The organism is Nonomuraea sp. NPDC003709, assembly GCF_040610775.1.
Taxonomy (GTDB): Bacteria; Actinomycetota; Actinomycetes; order Streptosporangiales; family Streptosporangiaceae; genus Nonomuraea; species Nonomuraea angiospora_A.
The window spans coordinates 148,428-169,754 of the sequence record NZ_JBEXMW010000027.1 but is presented as its reverse complement, the minus strand read 5'-3'; the positions used below and the strand labels follow the sequence as shown (position 1 = coordinate 169,754).

Here is a 21,327-nt window from a genome sequence, read left to right as displayed (position 1 = left end):
TTCAAGGAGATCGACCCCATGGGCCACTACAAGAGCAACGTGCGAGACCTGGAATTCAACCTCTTCGAGGTGTTCGGGCGACGCGAGATCCTCGGCACAGGGCCCTTTGCGGACGTGGACGAGGAGGTCGCCCGGGGCATCCTTGACGAGGTCAGCAGGCTGGCCTCCGGCGTCCTGGCCGACTCCTTCGAGGAGGGCGACAGGAACCCGCCGGTGTTCGACGCGGCGACCAGCTCCGTGAAGGTGCCCGAGGGCTTCAAGAAGTCCTACAAGGCGCTGGTGGACGGCGGCTGGGCCAACCTCGACCTGCCCCCCGAGCTGGGCGGCCCCGGCATCCCGAGGAGCCTGGCCTGGGCCACGGCCGAGATGGTGCTGGGCGCGAACCCGGCGCTGTACATGTACGCCGCGGGCCCCAACTTCGCCTACACGCTGTGGAAGGTCGGCACGCCGGAGCAGAAGCGCTTCGCCGAGCTGGCCATCGAGCGCGAGTGGGGTGCCACGATGGTCCTCACCGAGCCGGACGCCGGCTCCGACGTGGGCGCCGGGCGGGCCAAGGCGGTGCGCCAGGAGGACGGCAGCTGGCACATCGAGGGCGTCAAGCGCTTCATCACCAGCGCCGAGCACGACATGACCGAGAACATCTTCCACCTCGTGCTGGCCCGCCCCGAGGGCCACGGCCCCGGCACCAAGGGGCTGTCGATGTTCCTGGTGCCGAAGTTCCACGTGAATCTCGAGACCGGCGAGCTGGGCGAGCGCAACGGCGTCTATGTCACCAACGTCGAGAAGAAGATGGGGCTCAAGGTCTCCACGACGTGCGAGCTGACGTTCGGCGACAAGCACCCGGCCGTCGGCTGGCTGGTGGGCGACGTCCATGAGGGCATCAGGCAGATGTTCATGGTTATCGAGCACGCCCGCATGATGGTCGGCACCAAGGCCATCGCCACGCTCTCCACCGGCTACCTGAACGCGCTGGAGTACGCCAAGTCGCGCCTGCAGGGCGCGGACCTGACCCGGATGGCCGACAAGGCCGCCCCGCGGGTCGCCGTCACCCACCACCCGGACGTGCGGCGCGAGCTCATGCTGCAGAAGTCGTACGCCGAGGGCATGCGGGCCCTGGTGCTCTACACGGCCACGTTCCAGGACACCCTCCTGGTCGACCCCGACGACCGGCACGCCAGTGAGATGAACGACCTGCTGCTGCCCATCGTCAAGGGTGTCGGCTCCGAGCGGTCGTACGAGCTGCTCTCCCGCTCGCTGCAGACCCTCGGCGGCTCGGGCTACCTGCAGGACTACCCGATCGAGCAGTACATCCGGGACGCCAAGATCGACTCCCTCTACGAGGGCACGACCGCGATCCAGGGCCTGGACCTGTTCTTCCGGAAGATCCTGCGCAACCAGGGCGCGGCGGTCGGGTCGCTGCTGGCCGAGATCGGCGAGTTCGCCGGCTCGGAGGCGGGCAACGGCCGGCTCAAGGAGGAGCGCAAGCTCCTCGCGGAGGCGGCCGCCGAGGTCAAGGCCATGGGCGACACCATGGCGGGCTGGGCGCTGGGCTCGCTGGAGGCGCCGGCCGAGGTGTACAAGGTCGGGCTGAACACCACCCGGCTCCTGCTCGCGCTGGGCGACCTGGTGATCGGCTGGCTGCTGCTGCGGCAGGCCGAGGTGGCGCTGGCCAGGCTGGCCGACGGCGAGGACCCGTTCTACCTGGGCAAGGTGGCCGCGGCCTCGTTCTTCGCCAAGACCGTCCTGCCGCGGCTGGCGACGGAGCGCCGGATCGTGGACTCCACCGGGCAGGAGCTCATGGAGCTCCCCGAGGAGGCCTTCTAAACCGTAGGGGCGGGGGTGCTTCGAGGGAGTACGGTCGCGGCATGAGCTCGACTTCTCACGATCACCCCCTTCCTCCGCCCCAGGTCGAAGAGGTGTCCGAGGGCGTCTTCGCCTACATCCAGCCCGACGGGAGCTGGTGGATCAACAACACCGGCTTCCTGGCCGGCCGGCGCGGCGTGATCTGCGTCGACGCCTGCTCGACCGAGCGCCGTACGCGGGCCTTCCGCGAGGCCATCGGCACGGTCACCGACCGGCCGATCACCACGCTGGTCAACACCCACCACCACGGCGACCACACGTTCGGCAACTGGCTCTTTCCCGAGGCCACGATCGTCGGGCACGAGGGCGTGCGGGAGCAGATCCTGGCCGACGGCGTCCCCACCTACCGCGCCGCGTGGTCGCCCGAGGTGGAGTGGGGCGAGATGGAGGTGGTGCCGCCGTTCCTCACCTTCACCGACCGGATCACCCTGCACTCCGACGACCTGCGGTGCGAGGTGAGGCACGTGGGCCACGCCGCGCACACGACGAACGACTCGTACGTGTGGATCCCCGAGCGGCGGCTGCTGTTCTCGGGCGACCTCGTCTTCAACGGCGGCACGCCGTTCGTCCTGATGGGCTCGGTGGCCGGGGCGCTGGACGCGCTCGACCAGCTCAGGGCGCTGGGGGCGGAGACCGTCGTGCCGGGGCACGGCGGGGTGTGCGGGCCGGAGGCGTACGACCGGGTCGAGGGTTACCTGCGGTTCGTGCAGGAGACCGCGGCGCGGGGCCGGGCGGCGGGCCTGTCGCCGCTGGAGGCGGCCAGGGAGGCCGACCTGGGCGAGTGGGGCGGGCTGCTGGACTCCGAGCGCATCGTGGGCAACCTGCACCGCGCCTACGCCGAACTCGACGGACAGCCGCTGGGCGCGCCGATCGACCTGGCCACCGCCGTGTTCGACATGATCACCTACAACGGTGGCAAGCCTTTGTCCTGCCTCGCCTGAGATGTTACGGGTGTGATCTTCTGTACCCGGGTATGACCGTGGCTGTACTCGCCGTTTGCCTGGAGGTCGTCATGGGTGTCGGGGTAAGCATCTTCTTCCTCACGCTTGGCGCCATCCTGAGATTCGCGATCGAGCCCGACGTGTTCGGCAAGGCCGTCCACATGGACGTCGTCGGGCTCATCTTCATGATCGTCGGTGGCGTGGGAGTGGTGCTGAGCGTCGTGCTGGCCCCCAGGAGGGGCCGCACTTCCGAGGGCCGGCTGATGCACCGCGAGAACAACCCGCCGGAGATCTAGAGGCTGAGCTGCACCGCGGCCCGGGAGGCCAGGATCGGCCTGATGTGCTCCACGATCACCGCCTGATGCTGCGGGTGGTCGCGGTAGACCAGGTAGTCGTCGACGTCGTCGAAGTCGGCCACCACCGCGTAGTCGTGGTTGCCCTGGTTGATGCCCGCGTCCGGGCCCACGGTGTACGAGCGGAGCTGCGGGATGATGCCGGGCAGCTTGCCCAGCTCGGCGGTCACCGTCTCCTTCTGCTCGTCGGTCGCGGCCTCGGTCCAGGTGAACAACACGATGTGGCGAATCATGCGATCAGGTGTATCAGATCGCGACGGCGTGACTCTGTACGGGATGGGTGCGGGTGTCCCCGGCCTACGGCGATCGCCGGGGGAGGGGTCCTCCCGGCGATCGCCGTAGGCTTTCCCGGCTAGCTCCAGGCCAGCATGTGCAGCGGGTCCTCCAGCATGTCGCCGACGTCGCGCAGGAACATCGAGCCCAGCTCGCCGTCCACGATGCGGTGGTCGAACGACAGGGCCAGGGTGGTCACCTTGCGCACCGCCAGCTCGCCGTCCACCACCCACGGCATGTCCCTGATCTGGCCGACGGCGAGGATGGCGGCCTCGCCGGGGTTCAGGATGGGGGTGCCGGCGTCGACGCCGAAGACGCCGACGTTGGTGATGGTGAAGGTGCCGCCGGCCATCTCGGCCGGCTGGGTGCGGCCCGCCCTGGCGGTCTCCGTGAGCTCGGCCAGCCGCCCGGCCAGCTCGGGGAGCGACAGAGTGTGGGCGTCCTTGACGTTGGGCACCACGAGGCCGCGGGGGGTGGCGGCGGCTATCCCCAGGTTCACGTAGCGCTTGAGCACGATCTCCTGCGCCGCCTCGTCCCACGACGAGTTGATCATCGGGTGGCGTTTGACGGCGGTGAGGACCGCCTTGGCCACCAGCAGCAGCGGGGACACCTTGACGTCCGCGAAGTCCCGGAAGGTGCGCAGGCGCTGCACCGTCTCCATGGTGTTCGTCACGTCGAGCTGGAGGAACTCGGTGACGTGCGGAGCGGTGAAGGCGCTGGCGACCATGGCCTGGGCGGTCATCTTGCGCACGCCCTTGACGGGGATGCGCTCCTCCGGCCGCTCGGCCGCCGCCACCTCGGCGACCGGGGCCGCTCCGGCCTGCGCCGCGGCGTGGACGTCCTCGCGGGTGATCGAGCCCTCGGGGCCGGTGCCGGCGAGGGTGGACAGGTCGACGCCGAGGTCCCTGGCCAGTTTCCGTACGGGTGGCTTGGCGAGGACGCCGACCCGGCCGGCCGGCGGCGCGACAGGGGCAGGGGCAGGGCCGCCGTCCACCTCCACGCGGGAGGGGTTGGCCACCGGGTTCGCCGGGATGCCGGGAGCCTGGGGCTTGCGGGGGCGGCGCTTGGTGGCGCCGGTCTTGACGCCGTAGCCGACCAGGACCGCCTGGCGCTCCTCCTTGGGCGCCGGGCTGCCGTGGGCCCCGGGCTCGACGGCGCCCTCCGCCGGAGGCGTGGGCACCATGTCCTCGGCCAGGGCCTTGGTCTCCTCCGAGACGGCCGGCTCGCCGGGAGCGGCGCCTTCGGAGGTCTCGACGGCGATGATGGGGGCGCCGACGTCGACCGTCTGGCCCGCCTCGGCCAGCAGGTCCGCGACCACCCCGTCCCAGGGGATCGGGAGCTCGACGATCGACTTGGCCGTCTCGATCTCCACGACGATCTGGTTGACCTTGACCGCGTCACCCGCCTCGACGTGCCAGCGGACGACCTCGGCCTCCGTCAGCCCTTCGCCGACGTCGGGGAGCTTGAACTCGCGTCGCATGAGAACCCCCCTCAGTACCCGAAGGCCCGGTCGACGGCGTCGAGCACCCGGTCCAGATCGGGCAGGTAGTGCTCCTCCAGCTTCGACGGCGGGTAGGGGGTGGAGAAGCCGCCGACCCTGAGCACCGGCGACTCCAGGTGGTAGAAGCACTGCTCCGTGATCCTGGCCGCCAGCTCGGCCCCGAAACCGCTGTTGACGGGGGCCTCGTGGACGACCACCACCCGCCCGGTACGGCGCGCGGAGTCCATCACGGCCGGCTCGTCCAGCGGGTTGAGCGAGCGCAGGTCGATCACCTCCAGCGAACGGCCGTCCTCCTCGGCGGCCGTGGCGGCCTCCAGGCACGTCTTGACCATGGGGCCGTAGGCCAGCAGCGTGACGTCGGACCCGGGCCGCACGACCCGGGCCGCGTGCAGCGGCGGCCACCAGTCGGTGGAGCCGGTGTCGATGTCGGCCTTCTCCCAGTAGCGCCGCTTGGGCTCGAAGAAGATCACCGGATCGTCGCTGCGGATGGCCTGCTGGATCATGGTGTACGCGTCGGCCGGGTTGGAGCAGGACACGACGCGCAGGCCGGCCGTGTGGGTGAAGTACGCCTCGGGCGACTCGCTGTGGTGCTCGACCGCGCCGATGCCGCCGCCGCACGGGATGCGTACGACGACCGGGAGCTTGATCGCGCCCAGCGAGCGCATCGGCATCTTGGCGAGCTGCGTGATGATCTGGTCGGCGGCCGGGAAGACGAACCCGTCGAACTGGATCTCGCACACCGGCCGGTAGCCGCGCAGCGCCAGCCCGATCGCGGTGCCGATGATGCCCGACTCGGCCAGCGGCGTGTCGATGACGCGGTCCTCGCCGAAGTCCTTCTGCAGGCCGTCGGTGACCCGGAAGACGCCGCCCAGCTTGCCGACGTCCTCGCCCATGATGAGGACCTTGGAGTCGTCCTCCATGGCCTTGCGCATGCCCTCGTTGAGCGCCTTGGACAGGCTCATGACCGTCATTTGGCGAACCCCTCCAAGTAAGCGGCGTACTGGGCGCGCTCCTGGTCCATCAGGGCGTGGGGCTCGCGGTAGACGTGGTCGAAGATGTCGAGCGGCTGGGGGTCGGGCATGGCCAGGCAGCGCCTGCGCAGGTCGGCACCGAGCTGGTCGGCCTCGGCGTCGACGGAGTCGAAGAACGACGGGTCGGCGTGCTCGTTCTTGAACAGGTACGACCTGACCCGCTCGATCGGGTCCTTGAGCTTCCACGCCTCCAGCTCGCTGGCCACGCGGTAGCGCGTCGGGTCGTCGGTGGTGGTGTGGGCGCCCATCCGGTATGTGAACGCCTCGATGAGCGTCGGCCCCTGACCGGTGCGGGCGGCCTCCAGCGCCTTCCTGGTCACAGCCAGGCAGGCGAACACGTCGTTGCCGTCCACCCTGATCCCCGGGAAGCCGAAGCCGGAGGCGCGCCGGTAGAGGGGGATGCGGGTCTGCTTCTCCAGGGGCTCGGAGATGGCCCACTGGTTGTTCTGGCAGAAGAACACGATCGGCGCGTTGAACACGCTGGCCCAGATGAACGACTCGTTCACGTCGCCCTGCGAGGTGGCGCCGTCGCCGAAGTAGACGATCGTGGCGGCGCTGGCGTCGTCGCGCTGGATGCCCATCGCGTAGCCGACCGCGTGGAGGGTCTGGCTGCCGATCACGATCGTGTACAGGTGGAAGTTGTGTTCCTTGGGGTCCCAGCCGCCGTGGTTCACGCCTCTGAACAGGCCCAGCAGCTTCACCGGGTCGACGTCGCGGCACCACGCCACGCCGTGCTCACGGTAGGTGGGGAAGGCCATGTCGGAGTCGGTCAATGCGCGGCCCGAGCCGATCTGGGCCGCCTCCTGGCCCAGCAGCGAGGCCCAGATGCCCAGCTCACCCTGGCGTTGCAGCGCCACGGCCTCCAGGTCGATGCGCCGTACGAGGACCAGGTCGCGATAGAGCGACCTGACCTCCTCATCGGTCAGGTCGATGTCGTAGTCGGGGTGCTCAACCCGCTCGCCCTCGGGGGTGAGCAATTGGACGAGCTCCGGAGGTGCGTCTGCAGCACCACGAGAGGCTTCGGCTGTCACGTGCCACTCCTGTTGCGGTCGTCAGGGCAGGTCTTCGATGGGGTTGCCACCTTGAGGCCCGCCTTCCAAGCGATGAACCATCTGGTGGTGGTTCGTACGCGTTTGGGGACATCGTGGCAGACGTCACAGCCCTGCGCGCAAGCCCCATGCCCTCCCCGTTCCCGTTGTGTCGACAGCCACACGCGCCGGTAGGCTGTGCTTCCCAGTCACCCACCTCATCCAGGAGGAACGCAGTGGCCCGCGTCATCGTGGACGTCATGTTGAAGCCCGAGATCCTCGACCCGCAGGGCCAGGCGATCGCCAGGGCACTGCCCAGGCTCGGCTTCTCCGGCGTCTCGGCCGTGCGCCAGGGCAAGCGCTTCGAGGTCGAGCTCGACGGCCCGGCCGACGAGGCGGCGCTGGAGGAGATCCGCAAGATGGCCGAGACCCTGCTCGCCAACACGGTGATCGAGGACTACAGCGTCCGGGTTGAGGATTAGGGGAGATTTGCCGCCCGGATTCCCCCCTGGCCGGTTAAAGCGGGGTTCGGAGGCGGCACAATGCCACGGGCGTGCCAACACTAAATAACAACAACGTGATTTTGCGGTTAGCCCCGTTTTCACAGGGAAACCTACTCCAGGTGACGTTCTGGCGCCCGGAGGAGTCCGGTGGATATTGAGTTCTCGTTGGCACTGCCTCGGGATGCGATCGGCATACCGATGGTCAGGCGAGTGCTGGGCGATGCCATGCGTTCACTCAACGTGAGTGAGACGTGCATCGCCGACATGCTCCTCGCCGTCTCCGAGGCGTGCTCCAACGCGGTGCGGCACGGAGGTCCTGCCAACCGCTACGAAGTGAGCGCGGCGATCGGCTACGGCCGCTGCGACGTGCGCATCGCGGACAACGGCGACGGGCTGCCGACGATGCCGCCGCACTTCCCTCCACCCGACACGGAGAACGGCCGTGGTCTGCTGATCATGCGCTCCGTGGTGGACGAGATCTCCTTCGGCATCACACCCGGCCGTGGCACCACGGTCCACCTGCGCAAGCACCTCGCCTGGGACGACTCGGCCGACGCCCGTCCCCGCGAGCTGGCAGCAGTCTGACCTGCGCCTTCGCCCGACGCACGAGCCGATGTGGACCACCCGGCAGCACCCGATAATCTGAAGACACCGCCGCAGACCGCCGTCCACCCGAAGAGACGGTGGCGCGTGCGCGCGCATTCCTCGGAGGGGACGACTGTCATGAGCGCTGCCCGTGTGGGCGTAGTCACGTTTCCAGGAACTCTCGACGACCAGGACGCCGCCAGGGCCGTACGCCTCGTGGGCGCGGAGGCGGTGCCGCTGTGGCACGCCGACCACGACCTGAAGGGGGTCGACGCCGTCTTCCTGCCCGGCGGCTTCTCCTACGGCGACTACCTGCGCTGCGGCGCCATCTCCCGGTTCGCGCCGCTGATGGACGAGCTCGTCCCGGCCGCCAGGGCGGGGCTGCCCGTGATCGGCACCTGCAACGGGTTCCAGATCCTCTGTGAGGCCCATCTGCTGCCCGGCGCGCTGACCCGCAACGCCTCGCTCCACTACGTCTGCCGTGACCAGCGGGTCCGGATCGAGCAGACGGCCACCCCCTGGACCAGCTCCTTCGAGCCCGGCCAGGAGATCGTGCTGCCCGTCAAGCACGGCGAAGGCCGCTACGTGGCCTCCGAGGACACCCTGGCCGCGCTGGAGTCGGGCGGCCACGTGGTCGTGCGCTACGTCGGCGGCAACCCCAACGGCTCGCTCAACGACATCGCGGGCATCCGTAACGAGGCGGGCAACGTGGTCGGCCTCATGCCGCACCCCGAGCACGCGGTCGAGGACCTGGTCGGCGCGCCCAGCACCGACGGCCTCGGGTTCTTCACCTCCGTCCTCAAGAAGCTGGTGAACGCATGACCGATAATGTGAAGCGGGCCGGCGAGACGCCCGACGAGCCGATGCCCTTCGCCGAGCTGGGGATGAAGCAGGACGAGTACGACCGGGTCAAGGACATCCTGGGTCGCCGTCCCACCGGCTCCGAGCTGGCCATCTACAGCGTCATGTGGTCCGAGCACTGCTCGTACAAGTCGTCCAAGGTGCATCTCAAGCAGTTCGCCACCAAGGCGCCCAAGTCCGACGCGCTGCTCGTGGGCATGGGTGAGAACGCCGGCGTGGTGGAGATCGGCGACGGCTGGGCGGCCACGTTCAAGATCGAGTCGCACAACCACCCGTCCTACGTCGAGCCGCACCAGGGCGCGGCCACCGGCGTCGGCGGGATCGTCCGCGACATCATGTCGATGGGCGCGCGCCCGATCGCGGTGATGGACGCGCTGCGCTTCGGCGGCGCGGACGCCGTGGACACCCGCCGGGTCCTGCCCGGCGTGGTCGAGGGCATCAGCCACTACGGAAACTGCCTGGGCCTGCCCAACATCGGCGGCGAGGTCGTCTTCGACCCCTGCTACATCGGCAACCCGCTGGTCAACGCCCTGTGCGTGGGCCTGCTCCGCAAGGACCAGATCAAGCTGGCCACCGCGCCCGGCCCGGGCAACAAGGTCGTGCTGTTCGGCGCGTCCACCGGCCCCGACGGCATCGGCGGCGCCTCCGTGCTCGCGTCGGCGACCTTCGAGGACGAGTCGCACGCCAAGCGGCCCGCCGTGCAGGTGGGCGACCCGTTCATGGAGAAGCTGCTCATCGAGTGCTGCCTGGAGCTGTACGCGGCCGACGTGGTCGTCGGCATCCAGGACCTCGGCGCGGCCGGGGTGTCGTGCGCGACGACCGAGCTGGCCGCCAAGGGCACCGGTGGCATGCACGTCGACCTCAACCTCGTCCCGCTCCGCGATCCCTCGCTCAGGCCCGAGGAGATCCTCATGAGCGAGTCGCAGGAGCGGATGATGGCCGTGGTCCGGCCCGACGACATCGCGGCGTTCATGGCGATCTGCGACAAGTGGGATGTCCCCGCCACCGTCATCGGCGAGGTCACCGACACCGGCCGCCTCGTCATGACCTGGGACGGCGAGGTCATCGTGGACATCCCGCCGGGCACGGCGGCCGACGACGGGCCCGTCTACGAGCGCCCGTACCACGAGCCGTCCGGGCAGGCCGCGCTCAACGCCGACACGCCCGACCGGCTGGAGCGGCCCGCGGACCTGCGGGCCACGCTGTTCCAGCTCCTCGGCTCGCCCAACCTGGCCTCCAAGGAGTGGGTGACCTCCCAGTACGACCGCTATGTCCGCTCCAACACCGTGCTGGCCCAGCCGGCGGACGCGGGGATGCTGCGGATCTCGGAGGTCATCGCCGGCGCGGAGCCGACGACCAGGGGCATCGCGCTGTCCACCGACGGCAACGGCCGCTACGCCAAGCTCGACCCGTACGCGGGGGCGCAGCTGGCGCTGGCCGAGGCGTACCGGAACGTGGCCGTGACCGGCGCCAAGCCGCTGGCCGTGACCAACTGCCTCAACTTCGGCTCGCCCGAGGACCCCGAGGTCATGTGGCAGTTCGCCGAGGCCGTGCGCGGCCTGGCCGACGCGTGCCGCACCCTGGGCGTGCCGGTGACCGGCGGGAACGTCTCCTTCTACAACCAGACGGGCTCGACGGCCATCCACCCCACGCCGGTCGTGGGCGTGCTGGGCGTCATCGAGGACGTGGCCAAGCGGGTGCCGTCCGGGTTCACCGCCGAAGGGCTGAAGGTCGTGCTGCTCGGCGACACGCACGAGGAGTTCGGCGGCTCGGAGTGGGCGCACGTCGCGCACCGCCACCTGGGCGGGCTGCCGCCCCGGGCCGACCTGCACGCCGAGCAGGCGCTGGCGACCGTGCTGGTGGAGGCCGCCACGAGGGGGCTGCTGGAGGGCTCGCACGACCTGTCGGACGGCGGGCTGGCCGTCGCGCTGGCGGAGTCGTGCCTGGCGCGGGGCGTCGGGGCTTCGGTGGCGCTGAGCGGGGACGCCTTCACCGACCTGTTCAGCGAGTCGGCCGCGCGGGCGCTGGTCGCGGTGCGGCCGGAGGCCTACGAGGAGTTCGCGTCGCTGTGCGGGCGGCACGAGGTGCCCTGCTACGGGCTCGGCACGACCGGAGGCGCTTCGCTGGTGGTCGAGGGCGTGTTCGAGGTGGCGGTCGAGGAGTTGCGGGAGACGCACTCGGCGGCGCTGCCCGCGCTGTTCGGCTGACGGTCTTCCGGAGGGCCGGTACGGGGTGCCCGTACCGGCCCTTCTTCACGTGTCAGGCCTTCTTCTGGCCCAGGCAGACGACATAGACGGTGCCGCTGACGCTGGTGCCGTGGCTGGTGGTGGTGGTCGTCTTCTGGTCGGTGGCGGTGGACGAGTAGGTGTTGTTGCCGTTGTCGTCCTTGGCCACGCTGACCGTCCAGCCGGTGCCGCTGCTGGGCGCGCTGCTCATGACGATGGCGTTCTTGAGGGCCTCGAACGAGAACCCGCCGCCGGTCATCATGCCGCCCTTGTCGCAGCTGGCCGTCGCGGAGCCGGTCGAGTTGAGGGACGCGGTCCTGGTGTAGGAGGTGTAGCTCGCGCCGTCGCCGGAGTCACCCTTCGGGCCCTGCGGCCCCTGGGGACCCTGGGGGCCGCGCGGGCCCTGCTCGCCCTGCTCGCCCTGCCTGCCGGGGAGGCCGTCCTTACCGTCCTTACCGGGGAGGCCGGTCTTGCCGTCCTCGCCGTTCTTGCCGGGCAGACCGTCCTTACCGTCCTGACCGTTCTTGCCGTCCTGACCGTTCTTGCCGGGCAGGCCGTCCTTGCCGTCCGCGCCCTTCGGACCCTGCGGGCCGTCCGCGCCCTTGAGGCCCTGCGGGCCCTTCGGGCCCATCTCGCCCTTCGGCCCCTGGGGGCCGGCCGGGCCGGTCTCGCCCTTCGCGCCCTGCGCCCCCTGCTGGCCCTGCTGGATGGTCGTCTGGGAGGCGCCGCCGATCAGGATCCGCTCCTCCGTCTTCCGGCACTTCGTGGCGGGGTTGACGATGCGGGCGTACCGCGTCTTCTTGTGCACGCAGGCGTGCACCTCGCCGGCGGCCGACGATGCGGTGGCGACGCCACCGACGGTGAGGAGCGAGGCGGCCAGCGCCCCCACGGCGGCGAGGGTGAGCGTGCGCCCACCGCGAACCTTGTTAGCCACGGCTGTCCTTCCGAACAAGTGATGCTCATGTTGTCCATGAGATTCACGTTTCAATCGTTCCAAGAGATGGCAAGAACTACATAACGTATCCATCACGAAACGGAGGGTTACTGACCAGATTGACGGGATTTGGAGACAGCGGTGAGTAAAACGACGCATTGGCGACGTCGATCTCCGGTGGATAATCGGGACTGTGTCAACCCCCTACCTGCCTCCGGCCACCCAGCCCGTACGCGGCGTGGTCTGGGGGATCCACCTGGTGCTGCCACTGCTGGGGCTCTGGCTCCTGCTGGCCCAGCCCCAGGTCAACGTCATGTGGCACCACAACCTCAGCCACTTCTGGATGATCATCACGGTGGCCGGGATCAACGTGGTCCTCGGAGTGATGATCAGCGAGGCGTCGCGGCGCCGCCAGGACGCCCGGCTGTTCCTCGTGTCCATGGTCTTCCTGAGCAGCGCCGGCTTCTTCTTCATGCACGGCCTGGCCACGCCGGACATCATCCTGCCGATCGGCTCGCTGGGCTTCGACGTGGGCCAGCAGGTGGGGCTCTCCGTCGCGGCGGCGTTCGCGTTCGCCTCGGCGCTGCCGCTGGGCGACGCGGCGGCCAGGAAGGTCCTGGACGCCCAGCACTTCATCCGCGCGGTGCTGTTCGGCTTCATGCTCATCTGGGGCGTCACGTCGCTGGTCCCGGGGCTGACGCGGCTCAGCGAGCCGCCGATGGCGTCCCCGGTCGACTGGCTGGCCTGGGCGTCGATCCCCGGCGTCCTGCTGTACGGCGCGGCGAGCGTGATGATGTTCCTGCTGCACCGCAAGCGCCCGTCGGCCATGCTGATCAGCCTGATCACGGCGTACGCGCTGCTGGCCGAGGCCATGATCGCCGGGATGTCGCAGCTCAACTGGCATCTGTCCTGGTGGGAGTGGCACCTGCTGCTCACGCTGGCCTTCGTCTTCGTGGCCTACAGCGCCTACCTGCAGTTCAGGCGGGAGGGGTCGAGCGCGGGCCTGTTCGACTCGGTGACGCTGGCGGCGACCGTGCGGCGCATCCAGCAGGACTACGACAAGGCCCTTGAGGAGCTGGTCGAGCACGTACGGCGGGGCGAGCCGCTGGCCGCGGCCCGGCTGTCGGGCAAGTTCCGGCTGAACGAGAGCCAGGTCGCGGTGCTCGACCGGGCGGGCGAGGCGCTGGCCAACGAGCGCGAGCTGTCCGGGCGGCTGTCCGCCATGGTGGCCGTGAGCGCCCAGACCCGGGTGGGCCTGCCCGAGGACCAGCTCCTGGCCACGGCCCTGGACCGGGTGCGGCAGGCGTACGGCGACGTGAAGATCGGCCTGGTCGCGGAGGGCAGGACGGAGATCGGCTCGCGCGAGTACGAGTTCGCCGACAACGAGCCCATCAGGCGCGACAACCTGCTGGCCTTCCCCCTGACGGTCAAGGGCCACCTGGCGGGCGTGCTGGAGGTGCCCATCGGGCGCACCCAGCAGGACGAGGCGCTGGCCGCCACGCTGGCCGGGCAGCTGTCGATCTCCCTGGAGAACGCCCGCCTCTACCAGGAGCTCGACACGCTCTTCCGGCAGTACATGTCGCCCGACGTGGCCAACGCCCTGCTGGCCGACCCGGCGCAGGCCGCGCTGGGCGGCGAGCTGAAGGAGCTGACCGCGCTCTTCGCCGACCTCAAGGGCTTCACGACGTTCTCCGAGAAGGTCACGCCGGGCGAGATCGTCGAGATGCTCAACCGCTACCACACGGCCGCCGTCCCCTGCATCCTCAACAACGGCGGCACGATCGTGCAGTTCGTCGGCGACGCGCTGCTGGCCCTGTTCAACGCGCCCGCAGCCCAGGCGGGCCACGCGCGGGCCGCCTGCAAGGCCGCGCTGGAGATGCAGCGGGCCGCCGCCGAGGTGGCCGAGGAGATGGCGTGGAAGCGGGTGGACGACGTCCCGTGGCCGACGTTCAGGGTGGGCGTCAACACCGGTCCCGCGCTGGTCGGCAACATCGGCAGCCCGGAGCTGCGCGGCTTCAACGCGATGGGCGACTGCGTGAACGTGGCCGCCAGGCTCGAGGGCATCGCCGAGCCGGGCACGGTCGTCATCGGCGAGACGACGCTCCGGCAACTGGGACGTGGCGCGTCGGTGAACCCTCTGGGCCCGCTCAACCTCAAGGGCAAGGAAGAGCTCGTCAATGCGTATGTTCTGACTGATTTGCAATAGAAGGGTGACTCCCGTACCGACATAATCGGGCGCATGGAGCCAGAGTCCGGCGAGTTTCTGTCCATGCTCACCGAGGAGGAGGTCGCGGCCCTGCGCGCGGCCGGTCGCCCGCGACGCTGGGATCGCGGCACGACCGTGATCAACGAGGGCGACACGTCCGACTGGGTCCTCGTGCTGACGGATGGCCGGGTCAAGTGCTCGTCGCACACGAGCGCCGGCACCGAGGTGGTGCTGGCCGTGCGCGGCCCCGGCGCGCTGCTCGGGGAGATGTCGGCCATCGACGGATCGCCCCGCTCGGCCACGGTGACCGCGCTGGAGCCGATCGCGGGCATCGTGGTGCGGGACTTCTCGTCGTTCCTGGAGTCCCACGGGCGCATCGCCGTGCTGCTCATGCAGCTCGTCACCGGCAGGCTGCGGGACGCGGACAGGAAGCGCATCGAGTACGGCGCGTTCGACACCACGGGCCGGGTCGCGACGCGCCTGCTGGAGCTCGCCGACCGCTACGGCGAGAAGACCAACAGCGGGGTACGCGTGGCGCTGCCCCTGTCGCAGGACGAGCTGGCCGGCTGGACGGGCGCCTCCCGCGAGGCGGTCAGCAAGGCGCTGCGCACGCTGCGCGACCGGGGGCTCATCGAGACCGGGCGGCGGCGGGTGGTCATCCACGACCTCGACGGCCTGCGCAAGAGGGCCCGCTAGATCCCGCCCGCCAGATCCGGTACGTACGCCGTACGTCATAGTGGAGGGCATGGTCGCGGTCATTCCTCACGACGCCAGCCGCTTACGCTACGCCTGGCAGGTCTGCGCGGTCACCAGCCTGGGGCTGGTCCTCATCGGCATCGCCGGCAGCACGCTCAACGTCGCGCTCCCGACGGTCGTGCGGCACTTCCACGCCAACGCCCTGGAGTCGGGGTGGATCCTCCTGGCGTTCCTGCTGGTGAACACCGCGAGCCTGGTCTTCTTCGGCCGGGTGGCGGACCTGCTGGGCAGGCGGGAGGTCTACCTGACGGGGTTCGCGATCTTCACGGTGGCCTCGCTGCTGGCCGGGCTGTCGCCGAGCGTGTGGTTCCTGATCGCGATGCGCGTGCTGCAGGCGATCGGGGCGGCGATGATCCTGGCGAACGGCACGGTGATCATCACGGACGCGTTCCCGCCGGACCGGCTGAGCCAGGGCATGGGCGTCTACATCGGCACGCTGTCGGTGGCGCAGCTGGCCGGTCCCACGCTGGGCGGGCTGATCGCGGAGACGGCGGGCTGGCAGTGGATCTTCTGGGTGAACGTGCCCGCCGGGCTGGCCGCGCTGACCGTGGGGGCGGTGATCCTGCGCAGGATGCCCAGGCGGCCGAAGGAGCCCGTGGACGCGCTGGGCAACGTGCTGGTGTTCGCGGCGCTGACGGCGGTGCTGCTGGCGCTGTCGGAGACGGGCTCGGCCGGGCTCACCAGCCCCGTGGTGCTGACGGGCGCGGCGGTCTTCCTGGTGCTGCTGCCGCTGATCGCGCTGGCCGAGCGGCGCTCCTCGAACCCGGTGCTGGACCTGCGGCTCTTCGGCGGGCGGCTGCTGGCCTACGCGAATCTGGCCTCGTTCTGCAACGCCCTGGCCCGCTCTGCGCTGATCCTGGTGGTGGCGCTGTACTTCCAGGCGGCCAGGGGGGTGGACGCGTTCACGGCGGGGCTGAGCGTGCTGCCGGTGCCCGTTGGGATCGGGCTGGCCTCGCCGATCGTGGGCCTGCTGGGGCGGCGGGTGTCGCCGTACGCGCTGTCCATCGGCGGGGCGGTGCTCAGCGCTCTCGGGCTCGGGACGCTGATGCTGACCGCCGATCCCGCCACGCCGTACTGGGTGATCGGGATCGGCCTGTTCGTGGCCGGCTGCGGCAGCGGAACGTTCCTGACCGGCAACACCACCCAGGTCATGCGGGCGCTGCCGACCGGCAGCCTGGGCGTGGTCAACGGGTTCCGCGTCATGATCATGAACGTCGGCATCGTGATCAGCGTCGGCCTGTCGCTCAGCGTCCTGACCGCCTCCGTGGGGCCCGGGCTGCGGGCCCAGGTGTACGCGGGCACGCTGTCCAGGCTGTCGCCGGTGGCGGTGGGACAGCTCATGGACGGCTTCCAGCGCGCGTACGCCGCGCTGTTCGCCGTGGCCCTCACGGGTGCGCTGCTCGCGGCCCTGGCGCGTCCTCAGAGGGCGGTGGCGAGCCTGGACTCCACGTCGCGGTAGCGGGAGACCGGGATGAGGTGGACGCCGTCGAAGGCGCCCGAGTCGCGCAGGGCGAGCACCTGCTCGCAGGCCGCCTCCACGCCGGCCATGCGGTCCGCGGCCACCTTCGCGATCAGGTCCTCCGGCAGGTCGATGTCGGGGATGGCGGCGGCCAGCATCCTGGCGTGGCGCTCGCTGGCCAGGACCATGACGCCCGCGTAGACCGGCACGTCCACCGGGTGGGTCTCGCGCCAGCGCAGCTGCGCCTCCAGCGAGAAGCCGACTTGCAGGAACAGGAAGTCGGCCGCGCGCTTCCACGCGGGCAGCGAGCGCATCGAGGCCGCCGCGCCCAGCCGCATGCCGGGCGAGAACTCCCGGGCCTCCTCGATCATCGAGCGCACGGTGAGGTCGCTGGTCCGGTTGCCGCTCGTGGGCTTGTCGCCGTAGACGAACAGGAACTGGTCCACCCCGTAGGCCGCCGCCGTGAGCAGGTCGCGGCGGAAGCCCAGCAGGTTGCGGTCGCGCGAGTTGAGGCAGGCGATCCCGCGCCCGCCCATGGCCTCGACCTCGTGCGCCACCGCCACGCTCGACACCGTCGCGCGCCCGATGTGGTTGTCGGGGATGAGGAACGAGTGGGCGATCTTGCTCATGGTGCCGATCTGGTGCCTGACGTGCTTCAGATCGGGCTTGGTGGGAGGTTCGATCTCGCAGATCAGCTCAAAAGGCATGATCGAGACTCTAACCTTTGGGCGCGAGCGCCTCTATGCCGCTGAGCACCAGATCGACGCCGAACGTGTCGTACAACCCCGGCTCCGTCCCCCTGACCAGCGGTGAGGCCATCTCGACCAGGTGCGGGTACGTCTCCTCGGGCAGCGACCGCAGGCCCGCCAGCTTGGTCCTGAGCGCATCCGGGTTGACGGTCTTGACGTGCACGGGGGCGTCGGCGATGGCGATGGCGCTCTGCAGCAGATATTTGCTGATCAGGCAGCTCTCGTCGACGCCGAACCCGGCGCTGCGGGCCAGGCCGAGCGCCTGGTCCCAGACGGCCAGGAAGTTCGGCACCTCGACGGGGTCGATCTGCTCGATCACGCTCTTGGCGCAGGGGTGCGCGCGCAGCGTCCTGATCAGCCCCTCGATCAGGTCGCGGAACTGCTCCTGCCACGGGCGTTCGTCGGCCTGCTTGGGCGCGAAGCCGCCGATCAGGTGGTCGGCCATGCCGACGAGCAGCTGATCCTTGTTCTTGTAGTGCCAGTAGAGGGCCATCGGGGTCACGCCCAGGTCCGTGGCCAGGCGCCGGATCGTCACGGTGTCGAGCCCTTCGGCGTCACCGATCTCCAGCGCCCGCTCCGCGATCGCCTGGGCGGTCAGTTTTCCCATCACGGTTGACAACTATACGCCGTACAAGTTCAACTATACGACGTACAAGTACGGCGTATAGGAGGAGATGTCCGTGCGGTGGTGGGCGTTGGTCGCGGTGACCTTGGGCACATTCATGACTTACTTGGACAACAACGTCGGCAATGTCGCGTTGCCGACGATCCAGCGGGAGCTCGGGCTGACGATCTCGGGTCTCGAATGGATCGTGAGCTCGTACATCCTGGTCTTCGCCGGGCTGATGCTGGTCGGCGGCCGGCTGGCGGACGTGTTCGGGGCCCGCAGGGTGTTCCTCGGCGGGCTGGCCGTCTTCACGCTGGCCTCGCTGGCGGCCGGGCTGGCCACGTCCGGCGCGGCGCTGATCGCCGCGCGGGCCGTGCAGGGGGTGGGGGCGGCGCTGCTCACGCCCACCGCGCTCACGCTGATCAGCCAGATCTTCCCCGACCCCGGCGAGCGCGGCAGGGCCGTGGGCATCTGGAGCGCCGCGGGGGCGCTCTCCATGGCGCTCGGGCCGATCACGGGCGGCTTCATCAGCCAGAACCTGCACTGGGGCTGGATCTACCTGATCAACGTGCCGATCGGCGTGGTGACGTTCGGCCTGGGGTTGTGGGCGGTCAGGCCCGCGTTCACCCGCGTGCGGCACCGGATCGACCTGCCCGGGCTGGCCACCTCCGCCCTCGCCTTGTTCGCCCTGACATATGCGCTCATCGAGGGTGAGAGCGTGGGGTGGACCTCGCCGGAGATCCTGGCCGCGTTCGGCGTGTTCGCGGCGGCGGCCGTGGCGTTCGTGCTGGTCGAGGCGCGGGCCGCGGAGCCGATGATCGCGATCTCGCTCTTCAGGTCCAGGGTGTTCAGCGGCGGGCTGCTCACCAGCGGCATCTGGTCGTTCGGCGTGTTCGGGATCTACTTCTTCAGCGCCCTGTGGCTGCAGAACGTGCTCGGCTTCTCCCCCACCCAGGCGGGCGCGTCGTTCGTGCCGATGGCCCTGGTCATGGCCATGATCGCGATCCTGTCGCAGCGGATCAGCGCGCGCATCGGCATCGGCCCCACGGTGGCGCTGGGGATGGCGCTCATGGGCACGGCGATCTACCTGCTCTCCGGCGTGGGCGCCGACGCCGACTACGCCGACGTGGCCCCCTGGTTCCTGCTGTACGGGCTGGGCGGCGGCATGCTCGTGCCCCTGACGGCCGCGGTCCTCGGCGGCATGCCCCAGGGCAGGTCGGGCGTGGCCTCGGGCGTCCTGAACGTGTCACGCGAGGTGTTCGGGCTGCTCGGCATCACCGTGCTGGGGGCGATCCTGAGCGCCAGGCAGAGCGGCAGCGACCGGGCGCCGCTGCTCTCCTTCCTGGACGCGTACCAGTTCACGCTGGTCATCGCGGCCGTCGTGGTGCTGGCGGCGATCCCGGTCGCCCTCTACTCGCTGCGGGACTCGCGGCGAGGGAGCGCCGTCGCCTGGAGGAGCGGCGGGAGCGAAGCGACCAGAGCGGGGGAAGGCGACGGCATCGAGGGCGACCGAGCCAGCCTCACGAAGTGAGGCCATGAACACGGCCTCAGGCCATGGCGACCGTCGGCTCGTCGAACTGAGTGCGGTAGAGCTCCTCGTAGCGGCCCTCGGCGGCGAGCAGATCGGCGTGCGTGCCCCGCTCGACCACGAGCCCGTCCTCGATCACGAGGATGAGGTCGGCGGCGCGGATCGTGGAGAGCCGGTGGGCGATCACCACGGCGGTCCTGCCTTCGAGCGCCTCCCCGAGCGCCGCCTGCACGGCCGCCTCGGAGGTGGAGTCGAGCGCCGCCGTGGCCTCGTCCAGGATGACCACCCGGGGCCTGGCCAGCAGCAGCCGGGCGATCGTCAGCCGCTGGCGCTCGCCGCCCGACAGGCGGTAGCCGCGCTCCCCCACGACCGTGTCTAGCCCGTCGGGCAGCGACTCGATCAGGGTGGCCAGCCTGGCCCTGGCGAGGGCGTCCCAGATGTCGTCCTCGCTCGCCTCGGGCCTGGCCAGCAGCAGGTTCGCCCTGATCGTGTCGTGGAAGAGGTGGCCGTCCTGGGTGACCATGCCGAGCGTGTCGCGGAGCGAGTCGGCGGTCAGGTCGCGCACGTCCACGCCGCCGAGCCGTACGGCGCCGGAGTCGACGTCGTACAGCCTGGGCAGGAGCTGGGCGATCGTGGACTTGCCCGCGCCGGACGAGCCGACCAGCGCCACCATCTGGCCGGGCTCGGCCCGGAACGAGACGCCGTGCAGCACCTCGACGCCGCCGCGCGAGTCGAGCGTGGCGACCTCCTCCAGCGAGGCGAGCGAGACCTTGTCGGCCGAGGGGTAGGCGAAGCGGACGTCGTCGAACTCGACGGAGACCGGGCCCTCCGGGACCTCGCGGGCGTCGGGCTTCTCCTTGATGAGCGGTTCGAGGTCGAGCACCTCGAAGACGCGCTCGAAGCTGACGACCGCGCTCATGACGTCCACGCGGGCGCTGGCGAGCGCGGTCAGGGGCGCGTACAGGCGGGTGAGCAGCATGGCCATCGACACGAGCGCGCCGGGCGCGAGCTGGTCGCGCAGGGCGTAGAAGCCGCCGAGGCCGTACACGAGCGCCAGGGCCAGGGCCGAGACCAGCGTCAGCGCGGTGACGAAGGCCGACTGGGTCATGGCGGAGCGCACACCGATGTCGCGCACCCGCCTGGCCCGGTGGGCGAACTCGGCCGATTCGTGCGCGGGCCGGCCGAACAGCTTGACCAGCGTCGCGCCGGGCGCCGAGAAGCGCTCGGTCATCTGCGTGCCCATGGCCGCGTTGTGGTCGGCCGCCTCGCGCCGCAGCCTGGCGATCCGGGAGCCCATCCGGCGGGCGGGCAGCACGAAGATCGGGAGCAGCAGGAGCGCGAGCAGCGTGATCTGCCAGGAGATGCCGATCATGGCGATGAGCGTCAGCACGAGCGTCACGATGTTGCCCGCCACGCCGGACAGGGTGTCGGTGAACGCCCGCTGCGCCCCGATCACGTCGTTGTTCAGGCGGCTGACCAGCGCGCCGGTGCGCGTCCTCATGAAGAACGCGACGGGCATCTTCTGCACGTGGTCGAAGACGGCCGTACGCAGGTCGAGGATCAGGTCCTCGCCCAGGCCCGCCGACAACCACCGGTTGAGCAGCCCGAGCCCCGCCTCCGCGAGGGCCAGGCCCGCGATCGCGAGCGACACCACCACGACCACGTCGAGCGGCTCGCTGTTGAAGATGGCGTCCACCACCCGGCCCGCGAGCAGCGGGGACCCCACCGCCAAGCCCGCCATCACCACGCTGAGCACCAGGAACAGCGTCAACTTCCGCCGGTGCGGGCGCGCGAACCCGCCGATACGCCGGAGCGTCGCCCTGGAGACAGGGCGACGCTCCTTCTGGTTGTTCATCGAATACAGCTGGTGCCAGGCGGTCATCTCCATGCTCATGGCATGGAACGGTATTGCCTCAAGTTAAGT

At 70.1% G+C, this 21,327-nt stretch carries 19 protein-coding genes; 11 read left to right on the top strand and 8 right to left on the bottom strand.

Annotated features, from left to right (window positions below; translation table 11 throughout):
• Positions 1 to 18 precede the first annotated feature (18 nt).
• The 3 genes from ABZX61_RS53655 to ABZX61_RS53645 all read left to right on the top strand — a co-directional run bounded on the left by ABZX61_RS53655 (position 19) and on the right by ABZX61_RS53645 (position 3,100).
• On the top strand, positions 19 to 1,824 hold the full coding sequence (locus ABZX61_RS53655; protein ID WP_355207773.1) for an acyl-CoA dehydrogenase: 1,806 nt from the start codon (positions 19 to 21) through the stop codon (positions 1,822 to 1,824).
• Between the two features lie 41 nt (positions 1,825 to 1,865).
• Complete coding sequence (locus tag ABZX61_RS53650; RefSeq protein WP_355207772.1) at positions 1,866 to 2,804, top strand: MBL fold metallo-hydrolase; 939 nt, start codon at positions 1,866 to 1,868, stop codon at positions 2,802 to 2,804.
• A 71-nt stretch (positions 2,805 to 2,875) separates the two neighbouring features.
• Positions 2,876 to 3,100 carry a hypothetical protein gene (locus tag ABZX61_RS53645; RefSeq protein WP_192788390.1) on the top strand — a complete coding sequence of 75 codons (225 nt, stop codon included), beginning with the start codon at positions 2,876 to 2,878 and terminating at the stop codon, positions 3,098 to 3,100.
• On the opposite strand, the gene ABZX61_RS53640 is transcribed toward ABZX61_RS53645, so the two are convergent.
• From ABZX61_RS53640 to pdhA, 4 genes are all read right to left on the bottom strand, one after another.
• A complete protein-coding gene (locus tag ABZX61_RS53640) occupies positions 3,097 to 3,390 on the bottom strand; it encodes a Dabb family protein (protein ID WP_355207769.1) in 294 nt (97 codons plus the stop codon). The two genes, ABZX61_RS53645 and ABZX61_RS53640, sit on opposite strands and share 4 nt — an antisense overlap.
• Positions 3,391 to 3,509: 119 nt before the next feature.
• Positions 3,510 to 4,910 carry a dihydrolipoamide acetyltransferase family protein gene (locus tag ABZX61_RS53635; RefSeq protein ID WP_355207767.1) on the bottom strand — a complete coding sequence of 467 codons (1,401 nt, stop codon included), beginning with the start codon at positions 4,908 to 4,910 and terminating at the stop codon, positions 3,510 to 3,512.
• An 11-nt stretch (positions 4,911 to 4,921) separates the two neighbouring features.
• Positions 4,922 to 5,902, bottom strand: coding sequence for an alpha-ketoacid dehydrogenase subunit beta (locus ABZX61_RS53630; protein WP_355207764.1), 981 nt, complete (start codon positions 5,900 to 5,902; stop codon positions 4,922 to 4,924).
• On the bottom strand, positions 5,899 to 6,993 hold the full coding sequence (pdhA, locus tag ABZX61_RS53625) for a pyruvate dehydrogenase (acetyl-transferring) E1 component subunit alpha (RefSeq protein ID WP_355207761.1): 1,095 nt from the start codon (positions 6,991 to 6,993) through the stop codon (positions 5,899 to 5,901). Before pdhA ends, ABZX61_RS53630 begins: the two co-directional genes overlap by 4 nt.
• Before the next feature lie 233 nt (positions 6,994 to 7,226).
• Between pdhA and purS the strand changes: the two genes are divergently transcribed.
• From purS to purL, 4 genes are all read left to right on the top strand, one after another.
• On the top strand, positions 7,227 to 7,472 hold the full coding sequence (gene purS, locus ABZX61_RS53620) for a phosphoribosylformylglycinamidine synthase subunit PurS (RefSeq protein WP_350737364.1): 246 nt from the start codon (positions 7,227 to 7,229) through the stop codon (positions 7,470 to 7,472).
• Between the two features lie 219 nt (positions 7,473 to 7,691).
• Positions 7,692 to 8,078, top strand: a complete 387-nt coding sequence (locus ABZX61_RS53615) for an ATP-binding protein (RefSeq protein WP_350737367.1) — start codon at positions 7,692 to 7,694, stop codon at positions 8,076 to 8,078.
• Positions 8,079 to 8,216: 138 nt separating this feature from the next.
• The gene (gene purQ, locus ABZX61_RS53610) at positions 8,217 to 8,900 is read left to right on the top strand and encodes a phosphoribosylformylglycinamidine synthase subunit PurQ (RefSeq protein ID WP_355207756.1); all 684 of its coding nucleotides are present in this window, start codon (positions 8,217 to 8,219) and stop codon (positions 8,898 to 8,900) included.
• A complete protein-coding gene (purL, locus tag ABZX61_RS53605; protein ID WP_355207754.1) occupies positions 8,897 to 11,146 on the top strand; it encodes a phosphoribosylformylglycinamidine synthase subunit PurL in 2,250 nt (749 codons plus the stop codon). Before purQ ends, purL begins: the two co-directional genes overlap by 4 nt.
• A gap of 52 nt (positions 11,147 to 11,198) precedes the next feature.
• Here the strand turns inward: purL and ABZX61_RS53600 are convergent, their stop codons facing one another.
• The gene (locus ABZX61_RS53600; protein ID WP_355207752.1) at positions 11,199 to 12,098 is read right to left on the bottom strand and encodes a hypothetical protein; all 900 of its coding nucleotides are present in this window, start codon (positions 12,096 to 12,098) and stop codon (positions 11,199 to 11,201) included.
• Between the two features lie 193 nt (positions 12,099 to 12,291).
• Here ABZX61_RS53600 and ABZX61_RS53595 point away from each other — a divergent pair, with 193 nt between their 5' ends.
• From ABZX61_RS53595 to ABZX61_RS53585, 3 genes are read left to right on the top strand one after another with little or no spacing between them, the layout of a single operon-like run.
• Positions 12,292 to 14,304 carry an adenylate/guanylate cyclase domain-containing protein gene (locus ABZX61_RS53595; RefSeq protein WP_350737378.1) on the top strand — a complete coding sequence of 671 codons (2,013 nt, stop codon included), beginning with the start codon at positions 12,292 to 12,294 and terminating at the stop codon, positions 14,302 to 14,304.
• A gap of 33 nt (positions 14,305 to 14,337) precedes the next feature.
• Positions 14,338 to 15,000 (top strand): Crp/Fnr family transcriptional regulator, encoded by a 663-nt coding sequence (locus ABZX61_RS53590; RefSeq protein WP_350737381.1) that lies wholly within the window; start codon positions 14,338 to 14,340, stop codon positions 14,998 to 15,000.
• 49 nt (positions 15,001 to 15,049) lie between these two features.
• The gene (locus ABZX61_RS53585) at positions 15,050 to 16,519 is read left to right on the top strand and encodes an MFS transporter (RefSeq protein WP_355207748.1); all 1,470 of its coding nucleotides are present in this window, start codon (positions 15,050 to 15,052) and stop codon (positions 16,517 to 16,519) included.
• On the opposite strand, the gene ABZX61_RS53580 is transcribed toward ABZX61_RS53585, so the two are convergent.
• Both ABZX61_RS53580 and ABZX61_RS53575 read right to left on the bottom strand, forming a co-directional pair.
• Positions 16,480 to 17,226, bottom strand: a complete 747-nt coding sequence (locus ABZX61_RS53580; protein ID WP_355207745.1) for a methylenetetrahydrofolate reductase — start codon at positions 17,224 to 17,226, stop codon at positions 16,480 to 16,482. The two genes, ABZX61_RS53585 and ABZX61_RS53580, sit on opposite strands and share 40 nt — an antisense overlap.
• A gap of 10 nt (positions 17,227 to 17,236) precedes the next feature.
• Positions 17,237 to 17,875: a TetR family transcriptional regulator gene (locus tag ABZX61_RS53575; RefSeq protein ID WP_350737639.1), complete on the bottom strand. Its 639-nt coding sequence runs from the start codon at positions 17,873 to 17,875 to the stop codon at positions 17,237 to 17,239.
• A gap of 67 nt (positions 17,876 to 17,942) precedes the next feature.
• Between ABZX61_RS53575 and ABZX61_RS53570 the strand changes: the two genes are divergently transcribed.
• The gene (locus ABZX61_RS53570) at positions 17,943 to 19,406 is read left to right on the top strand and encodes a DHA2 family efflux MFS transporter permease subunit (protein ID WP_355207742.1); all 1,464 of its coding nucleotides are present in this window, start codon (positions 17,943 to 17,945) and stop codon (positions 19,404 to 19,406) included.
• Between the two features lie 16 nt (positions 19,407 to 19,422).
• Here the strand turns inward: ABZX61_RS53570 and ABZX61_RS53565 are convergent, their stop codons facing one another.
• A complete protein-coding gene (locus ABZX61_RS53565; RefSeq protein ID WP_355207739.1) occupies positions 19,423 to 21,297 on the bottom strand; it encodes an ABC transporter ATP-binding protein in 1,875 nt (624 codons plus the stop codon).
• Between the last annotated feature and the right edge of the window lie 30 nt (positions 21,298 to 21,327).